Below are 19,255 nucleotides of genomic sequence, written 5' to 3'. Positions count from 1 at the left end.
CGAATACTCGCCGGGCGTGGAATTCGTTCCAGATCAAGAGATGGTCGAGGACCTCGCGCCGCAGGGTGCCGATGACCCGTTCGCAGTGGGCGTTCATCCGAGGAGCCCGCGGCGCGGTCCTCACAGCCTGGATGTCGTCGGCCGCGAAGACCGCGTCGAAGGACTCGGTGTACTTCGCGTCCCGGTCTGGGGGCAAGAAGTGCAGCGAGTCCGCGCGCATACCCAACTCGACGGCAGGGTTTCTCGCCTGTTGCACCGTCCAGATCCCGGTGGGATGGGCAGTCACTCCCGCGATGTGTGGCCGGCGTGTGCCGTGCTCGAGGAACACGAGCGCGTACACCCGGCGCAGATCGGCCAGTTCGATATGGACGAAGTTGCAGGCGATGGTGCCCTCGGCTTGCGCGGTCAGGAACTCGCGCCACGTCGGGCCGCTGCGGCGTGGGGCTGGATCAATGCCCGCTGCGGTGAGGATCTCCCAGATCGTTGTCGAGCCGACCGGGTGTCCGGGCCGGACGAGTTCTTCTTGGATCCGTCGGCAGCCCCAGCGCGGATTCTCCTTGGCGAGCTGCAGCACCAGAGCCTTCACCGCACTCGCGGCGACGGTCGGCCGGGCCTGCTCCGGCGCTTGTTGTAGTCCCACCTCCGGGCGATCGGCCGGCGGTGCCACGCCGGCAGCGTCGTGGGCGCCACCGGGAACACCTGCGCCCACCGGCGCCGGGGGATCAGCGAGGACAGCCCGGCGAACCACAGCCGATCCGCCGGCTCGTAGCGCACCGGCTTCGTGAGCTGCCTGCGCAGCACCGCGTTCTCGTACCGCAGCACCAGCAATTCCGCGTCCTTGGCCACGTCCCGGCGTAGCAGCACCGCCGGGACTGCGAGCAGCTCCGTGCCACCTGGTACTCCAGTGAAGCGATCACTCGGACAGGGTTCCAGCGGACAGTGGTGCCGCGCCAGACCGCCTCCGAGCGGTAGCGATGAGTTTCCGAACGGCACACGGCGACCCGCAGCCTGTGGGTGCGGTGTTCGAGGGCGCCGGCTGTAGGGCCGCCTGCCGGTGATCGTGTCGACGTGGGAAGAGTCCGCCGTGAGGATCCCGTCGGCCTGTGTGGTGAGGAACTGAGGTCCAGCTCGGGCCTGTTCGGCGCGGGGCCGAGGCGACGCCGGTCGCGTGCAGGATCTCCAGTCACCGTCGATCACGCTCTACGCAGCGCCTACCTGCAGCGATGACTTACGAGCCCTACGGGACGAGCCGGTGGGAGCTGACCGTGGCCCCGTCGGTAACAGCGTTCCACTCCTCATCTAAGAAAAAATTGATGAAACTACAGACCATTGTGATGTCGGCACAGTGTTGTTAGGTTTCCGGCCATGGTGAAAGATCACTCCGGCCCTCTGGCCGAGGTCGGCGCACGGCTGCGCCGCCGCAGAAAGGCCCTGCACCTGACCCTCAAGGAAGTGGCCGAGCAGAGCGGACTCACAGAGGGCTATCTCTCCCAGGTGGAGCGTGACCAGGCCAATGCGAGCGTGCGCACCCTTCAAAGACTGTGCGACGTCCTGAAGCTGACGGTCGGTGACCTGTTCGACCACGGGGGGAGCGAGACCGGCTGCGTTCTGCGGTTCCGTGACACCCACGGCATGTCGTTCGGGGAGGGTGCCACGAAGATCAAGCTCACCCCCGGATCCTTCGACCACCTGGAAGTGCTCCTCGGTCACTTCGCACCGGGCGGCTCCACTGGAGTCGAGCCCTACACCCATGGCAGTTCCGAGGAGTTGCTCCTGGTCCTGACCGGTGAGGTGGACGTCTGGGTCCGGGACCAGCATCACAGGCTCTCCGCACTGGACTCGATCCACTACCGCAGCAGCGACCCGCACCGCGTCGCCGAGGCCACGGGTACGGACGAGGCCAGGGTGCTGTGGGCCATGGCACCCCCCACCTACTGAGCGCACGCGCTGATCCGACGCATCGAACCTGTGCCGACGCACCATCGCATAGCCAAGGAGTCAGGATGACCGCCTACCGCAACGGCGAGATATCGCACTGGATGAGAGCCTCCCGAACCGCAGGCGTTCCGCCTGAACCCAACGCTCAAATGCCGGACGAGATGCAGGATTTCGTCATCGTCGGCGGAGGCCTCACCGGACTGTGGGCCGCCTACCACGCCGCTCTGGCACACCCCACCGCGAAGATCACCGTGCTGGAGGCCGAAGAGGTCGGCTACGGGGCCTCGGGGCGTAACGGTGGCTGGCTCTCCCCGCTCATCCCGGGCAACCGCGCCGTGTACGCGAAGGCCGCGCGCAAGCGAGGCCAGGACGGCGCCGCCGCCGTTGCCGCCTTCCAGCGCGCCATGGACGGCGCTGTCGACGACACCCTCCGCGTCCTCGAACAGGAGGGGATCCAGGCAGACCAACAGCGCGGCGGACACCTGCGCGTGGCCACCACCCCTGCGGCGATGAAGCGCCTCGAACTCACCCACGCCGCAGACCTGGCCAATGGCTACCGCGCCGACGATCTCGAACTCCTCGACGTCGACGCCGTCAAGAAGCGGATCGCCATCAGCCCGGCGCTCGGCGGCCTGCTCACCCGCACTACGGCACGCGTCGACCCGGCCAAGCTCGTCCACGGCCTCGCCGACGTCGTGACAGCCAAGGGCGTACGCATCCTGGAGCACACCCGCGCCACCCGTATCGCGTCCGGCGCCGTCACCACCTCGCGCGGCACCGTGCGCGGCACAACGATCCTCACGTGCCTGGAAGCCTATTCGGGACAGGTCGACAGCGACGTCCGCGCTCTCGGTGCCCGCGAGGTCATCCCGGTCAACTCTTCGATGGTCGTCACGAACCAGCTCCCCGACCACGTCTGGGAACAGATCGGCTGGCAGGGCCGGGAATGCCTGGGCGACGCGGCCCACACCTTCGTGTACGCACAGCGCACCGAGGACGGCCGTATCGCCATCGGCGGACGCGGTACTCCCTACGCCTTCAACTCCGGCACCCCCGGTCAAGGGTGTGTGGACGCCCGCACTGTGCAGACCTTGAGCGAGCGGCTCCAACTCTTCTTTCCCGACGTGCGGTTCACCATCGAGCACGCCTGGCGGGGCGCCATCGGTGTGACCCGCGACTGGTGTGCCGGCGTCACCTTCGACCCCGCCACGCGGATAGGTGTGGTCCGCGGTTTCGCCGGCCACGGCGTCACGGCCACACAGCTCGCGGCACGCACTCTGCTGGAACGCGCCGAGGGACGTGACACCGACCTGACCCGGCTGCCGTGGAACGACCACGACTCCGGCCGCTGGGAACCCGAACCCTTGCGCTGGATCGGCGTGCACGCCATGTACCGGCTCTTCGGCGTCGCCGACCGCTGGGAGGAGAAGCGGCACTCCCAGAACACCTCGCTCATTGCCCGTGTCGGCTCCCGATTGGCAGGACTCAGCGAATGACAAGAACCACCACGCCATCCACCGCACGCCGCGACGACACCCACCCGACACCGGCCGACGTGAATGGGCGTTCCCTGCGGCGCGGCCTGTGGAGCATGGCCTTCACAGAGTTGTGGGAGCGATACTCGTTCTACGGTCTGCAGGGCATCCTCTCCTTCTACCTGCTGTATGAGGCGGCGGATGGCGGTCTGGCCCTCGATCCGGCCGTGGCTGCGGGCACCGTGGGTGCGTACGGCGGCGCGGTGTACCTGTCGCAGATCCTCGGCTCGTGGATGGGGGATCGGCTGGTCAGTCCGCGGAACATGGTGCTGTACGGCGCCGTGGTCATCACCGCCGGACATGTGGTGCTCGCTTTCGCGCCGGGCCTTGCGGGTCTGGGTGCCGGACTGATCTGCATTGTGCTGGGCACAGGAGCGCTGAAGACGAACATCACCTCGATCGTGGGGTTCGTCCTGGACCAGAACCCGGACGAGCGGTACCGGGATGCCGGGTTCTCCTACTTCTACATGGCCATCAACATCGGTGCGGTGGTCGGCCCGCTCACCACCGGCCTGGCCCAGAACGAGCTCGGTTTCCACTACGGGTTCGGGCTTGCTGCCATCGGTATGGCTGGTGCGCTGGTGCAGTACGTGGCGTCGATGAGGCACCTTCCCCAGCGGGCCCGGATCGTCAACAACCCTCTCCCGGCAAGACGGCTGCCGCTGCTTGCCGTGGGGGCCCTGGGATTCATTCTGGCAGTGGGCGCTGCCGTTGCCACCGGACTGCTGAGGGCGGAGAACCTGTCCACGGTGGTGACCGTGTCCGCTCTGGTGGTTGCTGCCACCTACTTCCTGACCATGACCACCTCGAAGGCGGTCACCCGCGACGAACGCCGGCGCGTCCTCGGCTACCTGCCGCTGTTCCTGGCCTCCGGCGTGTACTTCGGCTTCCTGTTCCAGAAGTTCACGGCGATCTCAATCCTCATCACCGAGCGCATCGACCTGCACCTGGGTGGGTGGACCTTCCCCGTCGCCTGGATCACGACTGTGAGTCCGCTCGCGGCGGTACTGATCACACCACTCATCGCTCGGATGTGGAGCCGCCTGGGGGAGCGCCAGCCGGGGCCGGTGACCAAGGTCGCCATCGGCCTGACCCAGATCGGCTGCGCCTACCTGTTCCTGCTCGTTCTGTCCGAAGCCACCGGGGATGCGGAGATCCCCTTGGCGCTCATTCTGGTGTTCATGATGGCGGCCGGTTCCTCGGAGGTCTTCGTCGGCCCCATCGGACTGTCTTTGGCCACGCGAATCGGCCCGGCGACGTTCCGTTCCCAGATGGTTGGCCTCAACTTCCTCACGCTCGCACTGGGCTCGTCGCTGGCAGGTCTGCTCGGCCAGCTGTTCACCGCGATCGACAACGCCTCCTATTTCACGATCACGGCTGTGTGCGGTATCGGCATCGGCCTGGCACTGATCGCCACCCGCAGGCCGCTGGAACGCCTCCTGCGTGCGGGACTTGATCAGTAGGCGGGCAGCGGGTGTCTGGCTGCTGAGTCTCTCTGCTCCCCGCGCAGGCCGAACGGGCCCGGCTTCCCGCGGTGCGCGCCTACACCTCGATGTGCGAGCCCATGATGACCGTGCGGTCGCGGGGCAGGCTGAAGTACTCGGCGGCGTCGGACGTGATGTAGGAGGTGGCAATGAACAGCCGCTTGCGCCAGGGCGCCATCGTCGGTGTCTTCCCGCGTCGGAGCTCGATCTTCGACAGGAAGTAGGACGCCTGGTCGAGCTGCAACGGCCCTTCGGTATCGGCCGGGTCGAGCGAGGCCAGCAGACCGGGCACGTCCGGTGTCTCCATGTAGCCGAACCGGGCGGTGACGTGGACGATCCCGTCGTCGGCGTAGCCGAGGTCGTCCACGACGACCCGCTGGTCGGCCGGGACACGGGGCACCGGCTCGGTCTGCAGGGCGAGGATCACGACCTGCTCGTGCCGGACATGGTTGTGCACGACGTTGGCCCGCATGGCCAGCGGCGTGGTCTCCTTGCCCCGGTTCAGGAAGACGGCCGTGCCGGGGACCTGGAGCGTGGAAGCCTTGCCGCTGCGGAGGTCGTCGACGAACTCGGGCAGCGGTCCCTCGGCGCGAGCTCGTTCCGCGGTGACCAGCTCGCGGCCCCGCTGCCAGGTCGTCATGACGGTGAACGCCGTGAGGCCGATCAGCAGCGGCAGCCACGCGCCGTGGACGAGCTTGGTCATGTTGGCCGCCAGGAACAGCAGGTCCACGAAGAGGAGCACGCCCGCGCCGATGCCGAGCAGCCACCGAGGCGTGCCCCACCTGGCACGGGCGACGTAGAAGAACAGCAGGGTGGTGATGGTGATGGTGCCGGTGACCGCCATGCCGAACGCGTAGGCCAGCGCCGCGGAGCTGCGGAAGGCGAAGACCAGGGTGAGGACCGAGACCATCAGGAGCCAGTTGATCCAGGGGACGTAGATCTGACCGATGGTGGATTCGGAAGTGTGCGCGATGCGCAGCCTCGGCAGATAGCCCAGCTGGGCCGCCTGGGAGGCGACCGAGTACGCGCCGGTGATCACGGCCTGGGAGGCGATCACGGTCGCCGCCGTAGCCAGGAGGACCATCGGCCAGCGCCCCCAGTCGGGCACGAGCAGGAAGAACGGGCTGCTGATGTTGGCCGGATCGTCGAGGATCAGCGCGCCCTGGCCCAGGTAGCTCAGGACGCAGGCGGGCAGTACGAGGAACAGCCAGCCTCGGGTGATCGCCCGGCGGCCGAAGTGCCCCATGTCGGCGTAGAGCGCCTCGGCGCCGGTGACCGAGAGCACGATCGCGGCCAGGGCGAAGAAGGCCGTACCCCAGTGGCCGAACAGGAAGCCCAACGCGTACGTCGGTGACAGGGCCTTGAGGATGTCCGGGTGGTCGGTGATGCCGACGACGCCGCACGCACCGATGGCCACGAACCAGGCGATCATGACCGGCCCGAACACCCGGCCCACCGCCGCGGTTCCCCTGCGCTGCACCAGGAACAGGATGACGATGATCACCGCGGTGATGGGCACGACGGCGTCCTCCAGGGACGGCTCGACGACTTTGAGTCCTTCGACCGCGGACAGCACCGAGATCGCCGGGGTGATCATGCTGTCGCCGAAGAAGAGCGACGCGCCGAAGATGCCGAGCGCGGCCAGGACGACGGCGGCCCGGCGTCCGCGCTGTGAACTCAACCGTCGCAGCAGGGTGATGAGCGCCATGATGCCGCCCTCGCCGTCGTTGTCGGCGCGCATCGCGAGCAGCACGTAGGTGACCGTGACGATGATCATCACCGACCAGAACACCAGTGAGACCACCCCGTAGACGTTGTCCGTGCTGACCGGGACAGGGTGCGGGTCGTCGGGATTGAACACCGTTTGCAGCGTGTAGATCGGGCTGGTCCCGATGTCGCCGAAGACCACGCCGAGAGCACCGATGACCACCGCCAGGCGCACCGTGTCTCGGGCGCTCGCCCGACGGGGGTCCAGTGTCCGCGATGGGGATCCGTCATCCGAGGCGGGTTCCTGTCGGCGATCGGCCATGGTGCTCCTCCTCGTGCGGGCCGCTGAGCCGCGGACCGGGGCGTCGGGGCGGACGATACCGATCCCATGGCGCAATCGTCGGTAGGGGCGCCACTTCGTCTCGGCGACGGTCGCCGGCGCGAATCCAGGGCCGGCAGGGAGCACGTCGGCGGCGTGGCCGTGTCGTATCTGAGGGGTGGCAGGCCGAAGTCCTCCCGATCGAGGAGGTGGGGCGTGGCACAGGTGAGAGTCGCGGCCTACTGGCGCAGAAATGTGACGTTGCGCCAGCTCGGCTCGCTGTTCGGGGTCTCGAAGTCGGCCGCTGACCGGGTCATCGACCATCTGGGGCAGCTGCTGGCGCTCCAGCCCCGGCGCGTTTCGCAAAGGACACCGTGCTCATAGTGGACGGCACCCTGGTGCCCATCCGAGACCACACGATCGCTGAGAAGTCCAAGAACCACCGGTACTCCACCAACCACCAGGTCGGGCGACCATGGCAACGGACTCTGCGGTGGCCCCGCCGCGGGTTCTCCTGTGCCAGGCGCAGGACGAGCTTCTTGAGGGCTGCCGCGGTGGGCGGGCAGCCGGTGCGCCGGTCGGAGTGGTTGTACGTGCCGGCGATCAGCCTGCGGTGCCAGGCCAGCAGCGTTCCCGGCGTGATGGGAAGACGTCCCTCCAGCAGCGGCGGGGTATCAGCGACGACAGCGCGGCCAGCCGGACTCGGTCCGTGGGCTCGTAGCGGAGCGGACCGTTGAGCTGTCGTCGCAGCACCGTGTTCTCGTTCCGCAGCAACAGCAGTTCGGCGTGCCCCTGCCGAGAACCTCATCCGTGCAGGTGGGAGGGCTTCCGGTAGCTATGGGCTTCTCCCTTGGGTGACGTCGGCGGCGATGCCACTGTGGGCTGCGTGCCAGCTGCGTGCGGGCATCGACCCCGAAGCACCGAGCCAGGGTCGAGGTTCAGCGCACCGGGAAGCCGAAGGAGTAGCCCTGTTCCTTGAGGCGGGGGAGAGTGCGGCGCAGGGCCTCGACGGTCTGGGAGCGGTCGCCGCCCGCGTCGTGGAAGAGGAGCGTCGGTCCGTTGGGCAGCTCTCGTTCGACGGTGGCGACGATGGTGTCCGTACCTGGACGCTCGAAGTCCTTGCTGTCCACGTTCCAGCCCAGCGGGCGCATGCCCCTGGAAGCGGCGAGCTTGCGGCTGTAGGGGGTGAAGGCTCCACCGGGTGCCCGGTAGTACATCGGCCGTACGCCCCCGGAGGCCCTGGTGATCATGCGTTCGGCGTCGAGTACCTGCTGCGACTGGTAGGCCTCGGACTTCTTGTCCATGGCGGTGTCGTGCGAGACCGAGTGGTCGCACAACCGGTGCCCGGCCGCGACGACCTTCTTCACGAGGTCCGGGTGCGCCTGGGCCTGCGGGCCCACCATGCAGAACGTGGCCTTCACCTCGTACTCCCTCAGCACGTCGAGGACTTGGGGGGTCCACTCGGGGTCGGGACCGTCGTCGATGGTGATGTTGATCCCGCGGGTCCCCGCGTCCGAGGCGTGTGCGATGGTCACCGCGGTCGGTCTCACGTCACTGCCCGGTGTGGCCGGGGCGGTCGCCTCCGGTGACGAGCCGTCCGCGGCACCGGCCTGCGCGGTCCACACCGAGGCACTGGTGGCGAGCAACGTCACCCCGAGTGCGGCCCCGACCACCTTGCTGTTCCAGCCCCGCCCGTTGCTCCGCCGCGCCATGTCCGTCCCCTTCACGCAGTGCCTCACCGGTCCCGATCACCTTGCGATCACTGGACAGGACGAGACGCACATGCCCACGGATGCGTCCGTTACCGATCACGGACAACTCCGGGAAGGTTCGCGGACAACTCCTGCGGCCCGGCAGCAGAACAGGAAGCCACAACACCGGCGGTTTCATGTGTCGGTTGTGTTGTGTTGCGTTCTTCAGGGAAGGCCAGGAAGGCCCGGCTCAACAGGCCTGTCAGGGCACACCAGTTGAGCGCACCCCGCTCTCCGGCGCGTAGGCGGGGCGCCGTCATGCCGCAGCACACGCACCGCCTTCGCTCGACAGCAACGGGAAGTTCAGGTACGTCGACCGACGACGCTGGCGGGGGGATTCCCGGTGCCGTGCGTCCGGCAGAAGCCTCTTGTCGCCGCCCCTGGAGGCCGCCCGAGACCGCAGCCGCGAACTGGCCGCCGGCAACAGCTGACCCACTGCCCGTGCCCCCTCCACCGTCCCGCGCCGCCCGCGCCCGAGTGCTGCGCGGGCGGCGTCATGAGGAGAGGGACGAGCGATGCGAGGGCAGCCCTCACATGGGGCTGCGGTCCATCAGTGAGAAGAACGTGTCACCGCGGACGACCTCGAACGGGTCCTCCAGCAGCGCGGCGAGGTCCGCGATATCGCTCGGGGTCCAGTCCCAGGCGTTGATCGCGGCGGCGATGAACATCGGCTTCGACGTGTCCCGCCCCTCGATGTGCCGGAGCAGCGCGTCGCGGAACTCCTTGCCCTTCCCCTGCGGGTAGAAGTTGCCGATCACCGGGATCCCGGCCGGCCGCACCTGCAGGTCGCCGGTCTCCCAGGACTGGATGACGCCGCGCACCGGCGTGTTCTTGCGGTAGGACGCCATGACCCGCTCGTCGAAGGGGATCCAGCCGTCGCCCGCGGTGTTGCGGGGGTTGTAGGCGTAGGCCAGATCCATACCGGTGCGGCGCAGGAAGCGGCCGCTGAGCGCCGTGTACGCGTCCAGAGCCTCCTCGGGCCAGGATCCAGGGTAGGTGTAACCCGCCCCTGACGGACCGGAGATGAGCAGGTCGTTGGCGGTCGCGGTCCTCTGGTAGTACGCGAGGAGCGCCGGTCCGATGTCGGCGAGCAGCGGGCTCACCGTCCAGTTGACGGGGACGGCGCCGCGCTTCGGGTCGTCCCAGATGTCACGCATCCGGCGCTGGCAGTACTGGACGTTGTCGCCCTCGCCGACCGTCAGCGTCACGTACACGCGGTTGTGGAGTTCGGCCTTCGGGCGGGGCCGTACCCGGTCGGAGATCTTCGCCCCGGTGCCGGCGTGCACCGTCCCGTTCATGTAGAAGTCGGCGGGCACGACCTGGATGCCGTGCTGCGAGGCGCGGTCGACGCCGCCCCACTCGCCGGCCACGTCGTTGGAGAACCAGCCCGTGTACGGGGTGGTGGGCTCGAGCCTGGCGAACGTCTCGTCCAGCAGCTTGCCGGTGTCGCCCGACGGCGGCAGCCACAGCACCATGCCCCTGCTCGCCACCACGTAGTCCCGGAAGTACGGGAAGGGTTCGACGCGGGTGGGCGCGGTGGTGGCGGCGGTGACCAGGTACTGGTTCCACAGGTCGACGTCGACCGTGAGTTCCTTGGCACCGGCGGGCGCGGTGAAGTGGTAGACGAAGTAGCCGCCGCCGTCGCTGAACCGGTTCGACTTGTCCCCGATGGAGGAGTTGAGGCCGTCGAACAGGTACGGCTTCTCGGCGTCGGTGCCCGGCGTGAAGGAGGCGATGTCCTTGCCGTCCGCCTTCACGGTGACCGAGGCGACCGAGGCGCCCCAGCCGTCGTCCCCGAAGGAGTCCTGGAACCGGAGGTAGACATCGTTGTCGCCGCCGAGTTCCGGGCTGAGGTCGAGCGTGCGCACCTTGCGGTTGGAGATGTCGCGGATCCGCTCGGTCTCCCGGGCGACCTCACGCCACTTGACCCCCGCCACGTTGACGGTCCGGCTCGGCGGCAGGCCGGCCAGCAGCGCGTGGCTGCAGTGTGGGAAGAGGTGGTCGAGCTGCCAGCGGTAGGTGGCCAGGACGTCGTCGGCGTCGAAGCGGCCGCGCAGGTCGGTGACGGTCTTCAGGCCGTGGGTCTTCGCCTGTTCGGCAGTGGCGGCGACGGCGTTCTGGAGTCCGGCGAGCGTGGTCGCGACATTCACCGAGTCCGGCACGTCGGGGTCGATGAGGACGGCGCCGCGCACCTCGTCGCGGTAGCGGCCGACCAGGTCGAGGGCGTCGGCGTGGTGGGTGGCCTTCGCGCCGGTGCCGGCGAGCCAGCGCAGGTCGACCTCGCCGCTGTCGAAGTTGAAGTAGAGGCGTGGGCTGCGCCGGTTGACGACGCCCTGCAGGGTCGTCAGCAGCAGTTGGTCGTTGCCGTTCAGCTCACTGACGTCGGCGACGTCGAGCCGGGTGGCCCGGCCGAATGACGGCAGGAGGCGGGCCGCTGCTCCGCGCTCGGCAGCCCCTGCCTGTTGCGGCAGGGAGATCCCGAGTCCTCCGACTGCCAGGACCGCGCCGCCCGCCTGCAGGAGATTTCTTCGTGACACCATCGACGATCACTGCTCCTCGAAAGCCTGACATCGTTGTAAACAGTCGGCGAAAGTAAGCCGGTCGAGGGCATGTTGTCCATGGGTACGCGCAGATTTCTGCCGCGGTGGACCAACTTCGTTGCCACTGACCGGCAATGACGTCCCAAGTGTTGACGGCCTTGTGTCAACCGATCTACGGTGCGCGGCACTTGGCTTTCTATCGTTGTAACTCGGTCACCGGGAGCATGAGTTGAACAGACGCACCCTCCTTGCCGCCTCCCTCGCCGCCGCGGCCACCGCCGCCGTCTCGGGCTGCGGCAGCGGGTCCGGCCGCAAGCCGGGTGAGCTCGAGGTCCTCTACCGCGTGGAGAAGACCTGGCCGCACCTGGAGAAGATGCTGAAGGAGGCCAAGAAGGAGTACGAGGCCGCGCACAAGGGCGTCACCGTCAAGCTGACACCGGTCCAGGGCAGCAGCGAGGACTACTACACCAAGCTCGCCCTCCTGAACCGCTCGCCCGGTTCCGCCCCTGACGTCTACTTCCACGACACGTTCCAGGTCAACGCCGACGTCGCGGCCAAGAAGCTGGCCCCGCTGGACTCCTACCTCGCCAAGTGGCCCGACTGGGAGGAGCAGTTCCCCGAGTCGCTGCGCCAGGCGGCCCGGGGCCTGGACGGCAAGACGTACGGCGTCCCGATCTCCACCGACAACCGCGGCCTCTGGTACAACAAGGACGTCTTCAAGTCCGCGGGACTGCCCGAGAACTGGGCCCCCAAGACCTGGGACGACATCCTCGACGCGGCCCGCACCATCAAGCGCAAGGTGCGAGGCGTCACCCCCTTCTGCATGTACTCCGCGAAGATCCACGGCGAGGGCGCCACCATGCAGGGCTTCGAGATGCTCCTGTACGGCACTCCCGGCGGCACCCTCTTCGACAAGGGCAAGTGGGTGGCGCGGAGCAAGGGATTCACCGACTCCCTGAAGTTCATCGACACGATCTACCGCGAGGACCTCGGCCCCAAGAAGGCCGACGCCCTCAACGCCAAGCTCGCCGACAAGGCGCTGTTCGAGTGGTTCCCCGAGGGCAAGCTCGGCATCAGCCTGGACGGTGGCTGGATCTCCGGCTCCTGGAAGCCGGCCGGACCGCACCCGTGGCCGGAGTGGACCAAGAAGATGGGCTGGGTCCCGATGCCCACGCAGGGAGGCGAGGCACCGGGCGCTGTCAGTATGTCGGGCGGTTGGGTCATGGCGGTCAGCTCGTACAGCAAGCTCAAGCAGAAGGGCTTCGACTTCATCACGGTGGCGCTGAACAAGAAGAACGCCGCCATGTACTCCGAGGGCTCCGGCGACCTCGCCGTCCGCAAGGACGTGGCGTCCGACCCGGCGTACCTCAAGAGCGACCCCTCGATCGAGTTCTGGACGGACCTCGCGAAGGTCACCCACTACCGGCCCGCCTACGAGCAGTACCCGAAGGTCTCCGCTCAGATCCAGGAGGCGATGGAGGCGGTCACCACCGGAAGCAGTTCCCCGGCGGACGCGGCGCAGCGGTACGCCCAGGAAGTGAGCCGGATCGTCGGTGCCGACAACGTTGTCTCGACCTCATGACGATGACCGTCTCCGCCCCGGCGACGCGCACCCCGGCGAAGACGCCGTCGCCGTCGCCGGGCCGCCGCTCGCTGCGGTGGCTCCTGCCGCTCGCGCCGGCTCTGGTCCTGATCGCGGTGTTCCTGGTGGGGCCGGTCCTGTGGAGCGTCTGGATCGCCTTCACCAACGAGACCCTCACCGGGTCGGCCTCCGTGAACTCGCACTTCATCGGCCTGGACAACTTCACGAGGCTCTTCGGCGACGACGCGTTCACCGGCTCGCTGGTGCGCACCCTGGTCTTCGTGCTGTTCTCGGCCGTCCTCGGCCAGAACGTGCTCGGCCTGCTGATCGCCCTGGTGCTCCGTGGCAAGAACCGGGTCGTCAGAGGCGTGGTGAACGGCGTCGTCATCGCTGCCTGGGTCGTCCCCGAAGTCGTCGCCGCCGCCTGCTGGTTCTCGTTCCTCGACGAGAAGGGAACGCTCAACTCGGTGCTCGGTGTGCACCAGGAGTGGCTCGTCTCCGCGCCGATGCTCGCCGTGATCCTCGCCAACACCTGGCGCGGCACCGCGTTCTCCATGCTCGTCTACTCGGCGGCCCTGTCCGAAGTGCCCCGTGACGTGCTGGAAGCCGCGAAAGTCGACGGCGCCTCCACCGGCCGCACCTTCTTCAGCGTCACCCTGCCGCTGATCCAGCGCTCCGTGCTCTCCAACCTGATGCTGACCACGCTGCAGACCCTCGCGAGCTTCGGCCTGATCTACGCCCTGACCGGCGGCGGCCCGGGCGAGGAGAGTCAGACCACGCCGCTGTACATGTACGAGCAGGCGTTCAAGTACTTCGAGGTCGGCTACGGCAGCGCCATCGCCTTGGTGATGCTCCTGTTCGGCGCGCTGCTTTCGCTGGTGTACCTGCGGCTGATCAAGGTGGAGGACTGATGACCCGCTGGGGCGCGCGCACCGCGTCGCACGCCGTGATCGCACTGATCACGCTCTGCTTCCTCGGCCCGTTCGTGTGGGTGCTGCTCTCCTCCGTGCAGCCCGGCTCCTCGCCGGCGGCCGAGCCGTCGTTCTCCTTCTCGCTCACCAACTTCCAGGCTGTCCTGAACTGGGACACGGTGTACGGGCCGCTGCTCAACTCCGTGATCATCTCCGGCTCCACGGCTCTGCTCACGGTCGTCGTCTCCGGCCTCGCCGCCTACCCGCTCTCGCGCTACCGGCTGCGCTACAAACGGCACTTCATGCTCACGCTGCTGTTCTCCACGGGCCTGCCGCTCACCGCGATCATGGTGCCGGTCTACGCGATGTTCTTCCGCTTCCAGCTGTACGGCTCCGTCCCGGCGATGGTGCTGTTCCTGACGGCCAGCGCGCTGCCGTTCGCCATATGGATGATGAAGAACTTCATGGACGGCGTGCCGGTCAGCCTGGAGGAGGCCGCCTGGGTGGACGGCGCGGGCTGGGTCCAGTCACTGCGCCGCGTGGTGGCGCCCCTGATGGCGCCGGGCGTCGCCGTCGTCGCGATCTTCGTGTTTGTCGGCCAGTGGGGCAACTTCTTCGTCCCGTTCGTGCTGCTCGACACCCCTGAGAAGCAGCCGGCCGCGGTCACCATCTACTCGTTCTTCTCTCAGTACGGCCAGGTGGCGTACGGGCAGCTGGCGGCGTTCTCCGTCATCTACACCACGCCGGCCGTCCTGCTCTACGTCCTCGTCAACAAGTACCTCTCCGGCTCGTTCAACATGGCCGGATCGGTGAAGGGATAGCACGGTGCGCATCATCGGTGTCGAGCCGACCGACCTGTTCGTCGGTCCCGCTGACAACCCCCTGCAGGTCGTCCGGGTCGAGCTCAGCGAGCCCGCCCCGGTCGTAGTCACCGGCCCCGGTGCGCAGGGCGAGAGCGCGCCGGGGGAGCCGGGGCAGCCCGTGGAGATCGGGGTGCGTTGCGACGCCGCACCCGGCGCCGTGGTCCCCCTCACGGTGACCGCCGGCGACCAGGTGGCACACGCCGAACTGACCGTGTCCGAGCCGGGCTGGACGGTGTGGATGGTGCCGCACTTCCACTACGACCCGGTGTGGTGGAACACCCAGGCCGCGTACACCACCACCTGGGACGACGCGGGCGACACGGCGCAGCAGTTCCGTATCGACTGGCAGTACACCGGCTTCGAACTGATGCGGCTGCACCTGCAGACCGCGCGCCGCGACCCCGACTACCGGTTCGTGCTGGCCGAGGTCGACTACCTCAAGCCGTACTGGGACGCCCACCCCGAGGACCGCGCCCTGCTGCGCCGGCTGCTCGCGGAAGGCCGCGTCGAGCTGATGGGCGGCACCTACAACGAGCCCAACACCAACCTCACCTCCGCCGAGTCGACCGTCCGCAACCTCGTGTACGGCATCGGCTTCCAGCGCGGCATCATGGGCGGCGACCCGCAGACCGCCTGGCAGCTGGACGTGTTCGGGCACGACCCGCAGTTCCCCGGCCTCGCCGCCGACGCCGGGCTCACCTCGTCGTCATGGGCACGCGGCCCGCACCACCAGTGGGGCCCGATGCTCACCGACCGCGACCGGGAACAGGACGGCTGGGGCGACCCGTCCACGATGCAGTTCCCCGCCGAGTTCGAGTGGCTCTCGCCCAGCGGCCGCGGCGTCCTCACCCACTACATGCCGGCCCACTACAGCGCCGGCTGGTGGATGGACTCCGCCACCAGCCTCGCCGAGGCCGAGGAAGCCGTCCTGGAGCTGTACCGGCTGATGAAGAACGTCGCCGCGACCCGCAACCTGCTCCTCCCGGTCGGCACCGACTACACCCCGCCCAACCGGTGGGTCACCGAGATCCACCGGGACTTCGCCGCCCGCTACACCTGGCCGCGCCTGAAGTGCGCCCTGCCGAGCGAGTTCTTCGCGGCCGTCCGCGGCGAGCTGACCGAACCCTCGCCGCAGACCCGGGACATGAACCCCGTCTACACCGGTAAGGACGTGTCGTTCATCGACACCAAGCAGGCGCAGCGCGCCGCCGAGTCGCTGCTCACGGAGGCCGAGACGTTCGCCACCCTCGCCTCCGTCGAGACGGGCGCCGACTACCCGCACGCCCGCATCGACAAGGCGTGGCGGCAGCTCGCGTACGGCGCCCACCACGACGCGATCACCGGCTCCGAGTCCGACCAGGTCTACCTGGACCTGCTCACCAGCTGGCGGGAGGCGTACGACACGGGACGTGATGTCCTCGATGTCTCGCTGCGCCGCCTCGGCCCCGCCGCCGAGGACACGGTGACCGTCTTCAACCCGTCGGCGTGGCCGCGCACCGACCTCGTCCGCATCCGCCTCACTCACCCCGAACCCGGCTTCCACGGCTGGGAGTTGACGGACGGCACGCCCCTCGTTCTGGAACACGCGAGCCACCACGAGGACGGGTCGCTCGCCGAGGCCGACGTCGTCTTCCTCGCCGCCGACATCCCGCCGCTCGGCTACCGCACCTTCCGCCCCCGCCCCTCCCGCACGGCAGCGCACTGGGCGCCCACGCCCGACGGCACGACCCGCATCGCCAACTCCACGCACGTCCTCGAAGTGGACCCGCGACGCGGCGGCTGCGTCTCCCGGCTGACCGTCGAAGGCCGCGAACTGCTCCAGGCCGGCCGCGTCGGCAACGAACTCCTGGTCTACGAGGAGTACCCGGCGCACCCCCGCTACCACGAGGGCCCCTGGCACCTCGTGCCCAACGGGGCCGTCACCGGCTCGGCGTCCGCCCCCGCCTCGTCGGTGCACACCGAGACATCCGTGCTCGGGGAGCGGATCACGGTGACCGGCACGGTCGGCCCGGTGCGGTACACGCAGACCCTCACCCTCTGGCACGGCGTCGACCGTCTCGACGGCGTCACGCACATCGACACGTTCGACGGGGCCGACCGGCTGCTGCGGTTGCGCTGGCCGGTGCGGGTGCCCGGCGCCCTGCCGGTCAGCGAGGTCGCGAACGCCGTCATCGGGCGCGGCTTCGGCCTGGTCGACGTCGACTCGGCTGAGCATCCCTGGACCCTCGACAACCCGGCGAACAACTGGTTCGCCCTGTCGTCCACCGCCCGCGTCCGCCTCCCCGACGGGTCCCGCGCCATCGGCATCGCGGAGATCGTCACGCCCGACGGCGCCGGCGCCAAGGACCTCGCCGTCGCCCTGGTGAAGGCGGGCGTGACCAGCACCTGCTCGGCCGCGCCCGGCGCCCGCTACGGCGACCTCGCCGTGGACTCCAACCTCCCCGACGTACGCATCGCCCTCGGCGGCCCGGACGAAAACCCGTTCACCGCCGAGGCGCTGACGGGGGAGTACGCCGACGCGTTCGCCGCACAGCTCGCGGCGACCGGCCGGGCCCGCCTCTGGGTGCCGGCCGACAGTCCGCTGGAGAAGGTGTGGGTGCCGGGAGCCGACCTGCGCGCCGCACACGCGCTGCCGGTGCTCGTCGTGGCCGGCGAGGGCGCGATGGACGACCTGGTCGCGGACCTGGACGACGCGACGATCGAGGTCGCGCACGGCGGCCCGCTCACCGAACCATCGCTCGACGACTACACGGTCGCCCTCGTCAACCGGGGCGTTCCCGGCTTCGCGGTGGACTCCGGAGGCGCCCTGCACCTGTCGCTGATGCGCTCGTGCACCGGCTGGCCGTCCGGCGTCTGGATCGACCCGCCGCGCCGCACCCACCCGGACGGCTCCACGTTCCAGCAGCAGCACTGGACCCACTCCTTCGACTACACGCTCATGGCAGGCCCGGGCGACTGGCGCGCGCAGAGCGTGGTCCCGCGTGCCCACGACGTCAACCACCCGCTGCGGGCGGTACGCGGCGAACGCCCGGGCCAGCCGGAGACCCGGTCGTTCCTCGCGGTGGAACCGGCGGGCCAGGTCGTCCTCAGCGCGCTCAAGCCCACGGGCAACGCCCTGGCGGAGGGTGAACTCCCGGAACCCGTATCAGGGTTGACGATGCGGCTCTACGAGGCGACCGGCCGGCCGGTCCAGGCCCGTCTCGCCACGGACCTCCCGCTCACCGACGTCCGCAGCGCCACCCTGCTGGAGCGCCCGGAAGCACCCCTCGCCGGACTCACCGTCGACCTCGGCGGCATGGACATCGCGACGGTCGTCGCCCCACTCTCCGAGCGGCGTGGCGGGGTGGAGCCGGGCCGCGAGCCCGACCAGCCGGTGTTCACCCGCTACTGGCTGCACAACACCGGCCCGGCCCCGGCCGGGAACCTGCCCGTGGCCGTCCATCTGCACCCGCAGGTGCTGCACGGCGCGGGCGACGTCACGCTCACCGTGGCTTCGAGCCTCACTGAGGCATCCACCGCCGGAGAGGTCCAGCTCCTGCTCCCGGAGGGCTGGTCGGCGGACACGACAGCGGTGCCGTACGACCTCGAGCCGGGCGGCCACCTCGCACGCGAGACGCGTGTCACGCCACCCCCGTCGGCGGAACCGGGAACGTACTGGCTGCGGGCGCGCACGACGTACGACGGACAGACCTTCGAGGACGTGACCCGCGTCCGGATCGGCGAGGCGCCGCCGGCCGAGCCGGTGGCGACCCTCCGGACGACGGCCCTGCGCCTGGCCCCGGGAGAGGCGGGCACGCTCGACGTCCACCTGACATCGGACGCCCGCACACCGGTCCACGTCCAGGCCCAGCTCATCAGCCCCTGGCAGACGTTCGACCTGTTCCCGCGGTGGAACACGGGCGCGGAGGTACCGGCGCGGGGGGAGCACACTCTGAGCTTCCCGGTGTCCGTCCCCGCCGGCACCCGGCCCGGCCGCTGGTGGGCGGTCGTCAAACTGGCCGCCGCGGGCCATCTGCACTACACCGAGGCGGTCGAGATCGAGGTCGCCCCGTGACACACACTCACATCGCGGCCGTCGTCGGTGACCGGACCCTCGGCGAGGCCGAGGTGGAGGCCAGAGTGGCCACACTCCGAAGCGGCCCCCTGGCCCCCCGCCTGCCCCGCCCCGGAACAGCGGACGCGCGCAACCTGCGCCGCTGGGTGGTCCAGGTCATGACGTACGAGGCGGTCGTCGAAGAGGAGGCGGCGATGCTGAACCTGCCACTTCAACCACTGGACAGCAAGGGTGAGTTGAGCCTGGTCGACGCCTTGCGGATGGGCGGCGTGGCGGCGGCGGTCCTGACGTCGCTGCCGGTGGCCTCCGCGGTACGGGCCCAGGTCACCGCCGACGTCGCCGTGCCGGAGTCCGCAGTCCGCGACTACTACGCCCGCAACCGCGACCTGCACCCCGGCCCCTTCGAAGCGGCGCGCCTCGCCATCGAGGACGAACTCCACCAGGCAGCCGCCGACCGCCATTTCACACTGTGGCTGGAACGCCGCCACGCCGAATCGGTGACCCTGATGCCCGGCTTCGAGCACCCCGCGGACCCCCGGCACGCGGACGCCACGCATCGTCACTAGACCCG

The 19,255-nt window shown here is 69.1% G+C and carries 11 protein-coding genes and 2 pseudogenes; 9 read left to right on the top strand and 4 right to left on the bottom strand.

All coding sequences use genetic code 11. From position 1 onward, the window contains the following. Nucleotides 1-4: 4 nt before the first annotated feature. Nucleotides 5-917 (bottom strand): annotated as a pseudogene (locus tag ACWFR4_RS36075) (integrase core domain-containing protein); the annotation flags it as partial. Between the two features lie 448 nt (nucleotides 918-1,365). Between ACWFR4_RS36075 and ACWFR4_RS36070 the strand changes: the two are divergent. From ACWFR4_RS36070 to ACWFR4_RS36060, 3 genes are all read left to right on the top strand, one after another. Continuing rightward, on the top strand, nucleotides 1,366-1,938 hold the full coding sequence (locus ACWFR4_RS36070) for a helix-turn-helix domain-containing protein (RefSeq protein ID WP_453461264.1): 573 nt from the start codon (nucleotides 1,366-1,368) through the stop codon (nucleotides 1,936-1,938). 65 nt (nucleotides 1,939-2,003) lie between these two features. Beyond that, nucleotides 2,004-3,434 carry an NAD(P)/FAD-dependent oxidoreductase gene (locus ACWFR4_RS36065; protein WP_453656099.1) on the top strand — a complete coding sequence of 477 codons (1,431 nt, stop codon included), beginning with the start codon at nucleotides 2,004-2,006 and terminating at the stop codon, nucleotides 3,432-3,434. Next, nucleotides 3,431-4,936, top strand: coding sequence for a peptide MFS transporter (locus ACWFR4_RS36060; RefSeq protein WP_453461259.1), 1,506 nt, complete (start codon nucleotides 3,431-3,433; stop codon nucleotides 4,934-4,936). Before ACWFR4_RS36065 ends, ACWFR4_RS36060 begins: the two co-directional genes overlap by 4 nt. Before the next feature lie 79 nt (nucleotides 4,937-5,015). Here ACWFR4_RS36060 and ACWFR4_RS36055 read toward each other — a convergent pair whose 3' ends face one another. Beyond that, nucleotides 5,016-6,986 (bottom strand): potassium transporter Kup, encoded by a 1,971-nt coding sequence (locus tag ACWFR4_RS36055; RefSeq protein ID WP_453656098.1) that lies wholly within the window; start codon nucleotides 6,984-6,986, stop codon nucleotides 5,016-5,018. Nucleotides 6,987-7,214: 228 nt separating this feature from the next. Here ACWFR4_RS36055 and ACWFR4_RS36050 point away from each other — a divergent pair. Further along, nucleotides 7,215-7,450: pseudogene (locus ACWFR4_RS36050) on the top strand (transposase family protein); the annotation flags it as partial. Between the two features lie 471 nt (nucleotides 7,451-7,921). Here ACWFR4_RS36050 and ACWFR4_RS36045 read toward each other — a convergent pair. Together ACWFR4_RS36045 and ACWFR4_RS36040 are read right to left on the bottom strand one after the other, a co-directional pair. Continuing rightward, on the bottom strand, nucleotides 7,922-8,695 hold the full coding sequence (locus tag ACWFR4_RS36045; protein ID WP_453656097.1) for a polysaccharide deacetylase family protein: 774 nt from the start codon (nucleotides 8,693-8,695) through the stop codon (nucleotides 7,922-7,924). Nucleotides 8,696-9,264: 569 nt separating this feature from the next. Then, entirely contained in the window at nucleotides 9,265-11,274 is a 2,010-nt protein-coding gene (locus ACWFR4_RS36040) for a GxGYxYP domain-containing protein (RefSeq protein ID WP_453461252.1), read from the bottom strand. A 229-nt stretch (nucleotides 11,275-11,503) separates the two neighbouring features. On the opposite strand from ACWFR4_RS36040, the gene ACWFR4_RS36035 reads away from it, so the two are divergent. The 5 genes from ACWFR4_RS36035 to ACWFR4_RS36015 are packed head-to-tail and all read left to right on the top strand — an operon-like array spanning nucleotide 11,504 to nucleotide 19,250. Further along, nucleotides 11,504-12,856, top strand: a complete 1,353-nt coding sequence (locus ACWFR4_RS36035) for an extracellular solute-binding protein (RefSeq protein ID WP_453461249.1) — start codon at nucleotides 11,504-11,506, stop codon at nucleotides 12,854-12,856. Nucleotides 12,857-12,858: 2 nt separating this feature from the next. Continuing rightward, on the top strand, nucleotides 12,859-13,767 hold the full coding sequence (locus ACWFR4_RS36030; protein ID WP_453656117.1) for a carbohydrate ABC transporter permease: 909 nt from the start codon (nucleotides 12,859-12,861) through the stop codon (nucleotides 13,765-13,767). Further along, on the top strand, nucleotides 13,767-14,588 hold the full coding sequence (locus ACWFR4_RS36025; protein WP_453461243.1) for a carbohydrate ABC transporter permease: 822 nt from the start codon (nucleotides 13,767-13,769) through the stop codon (nucleotides 14,586-14,588). Before ACWFR4_RS36030 ends, ACWFR4_RS36025 begins: the two co-directional genes overlap by 1 nt. A gap of 4 nt (nucleotides 14,589-14,592) precedes the next feature. Further along, nucleotides 14,593-18,684, top strand: a complete 4,092-nt coding sequence (locus ACWFR4_RS36020; protein ID WP_453656096.1) for a glycoside hydrolase family 38 N-terminal domain-containing protein — start codon at nucleotides 14,593-14,595, stop codon at nucleotides 18,682-18,684. Continuing rightward, nucleotides 18,681-19,250: a DUF7158 domain-containing protein gene (locus ACWFR4_RS36015; protein ID WP_453656095.1), complete on the top strand. Its 570-nt coding sequence runs from the start codon at nucleotides 18,681-18,683 to the stop codon at nucleotides 19,248-19,250. Before ACWFR4_RS36020 ends, ACWFR4_RS36015 begins: the two co-directional genes overlap by 4 nt. The last annotated feature ends 5 nt before the right edge of the window (nucleotides 19,251-19,255 follow it).

The organism is Streptomyces sp. NPDC055140, from assembly GCF_053607285.1.
Note: the sequence above shows the minus strand (reverse complement) of the source record. Positions and strands in the feature narration are given on the sequence as shown.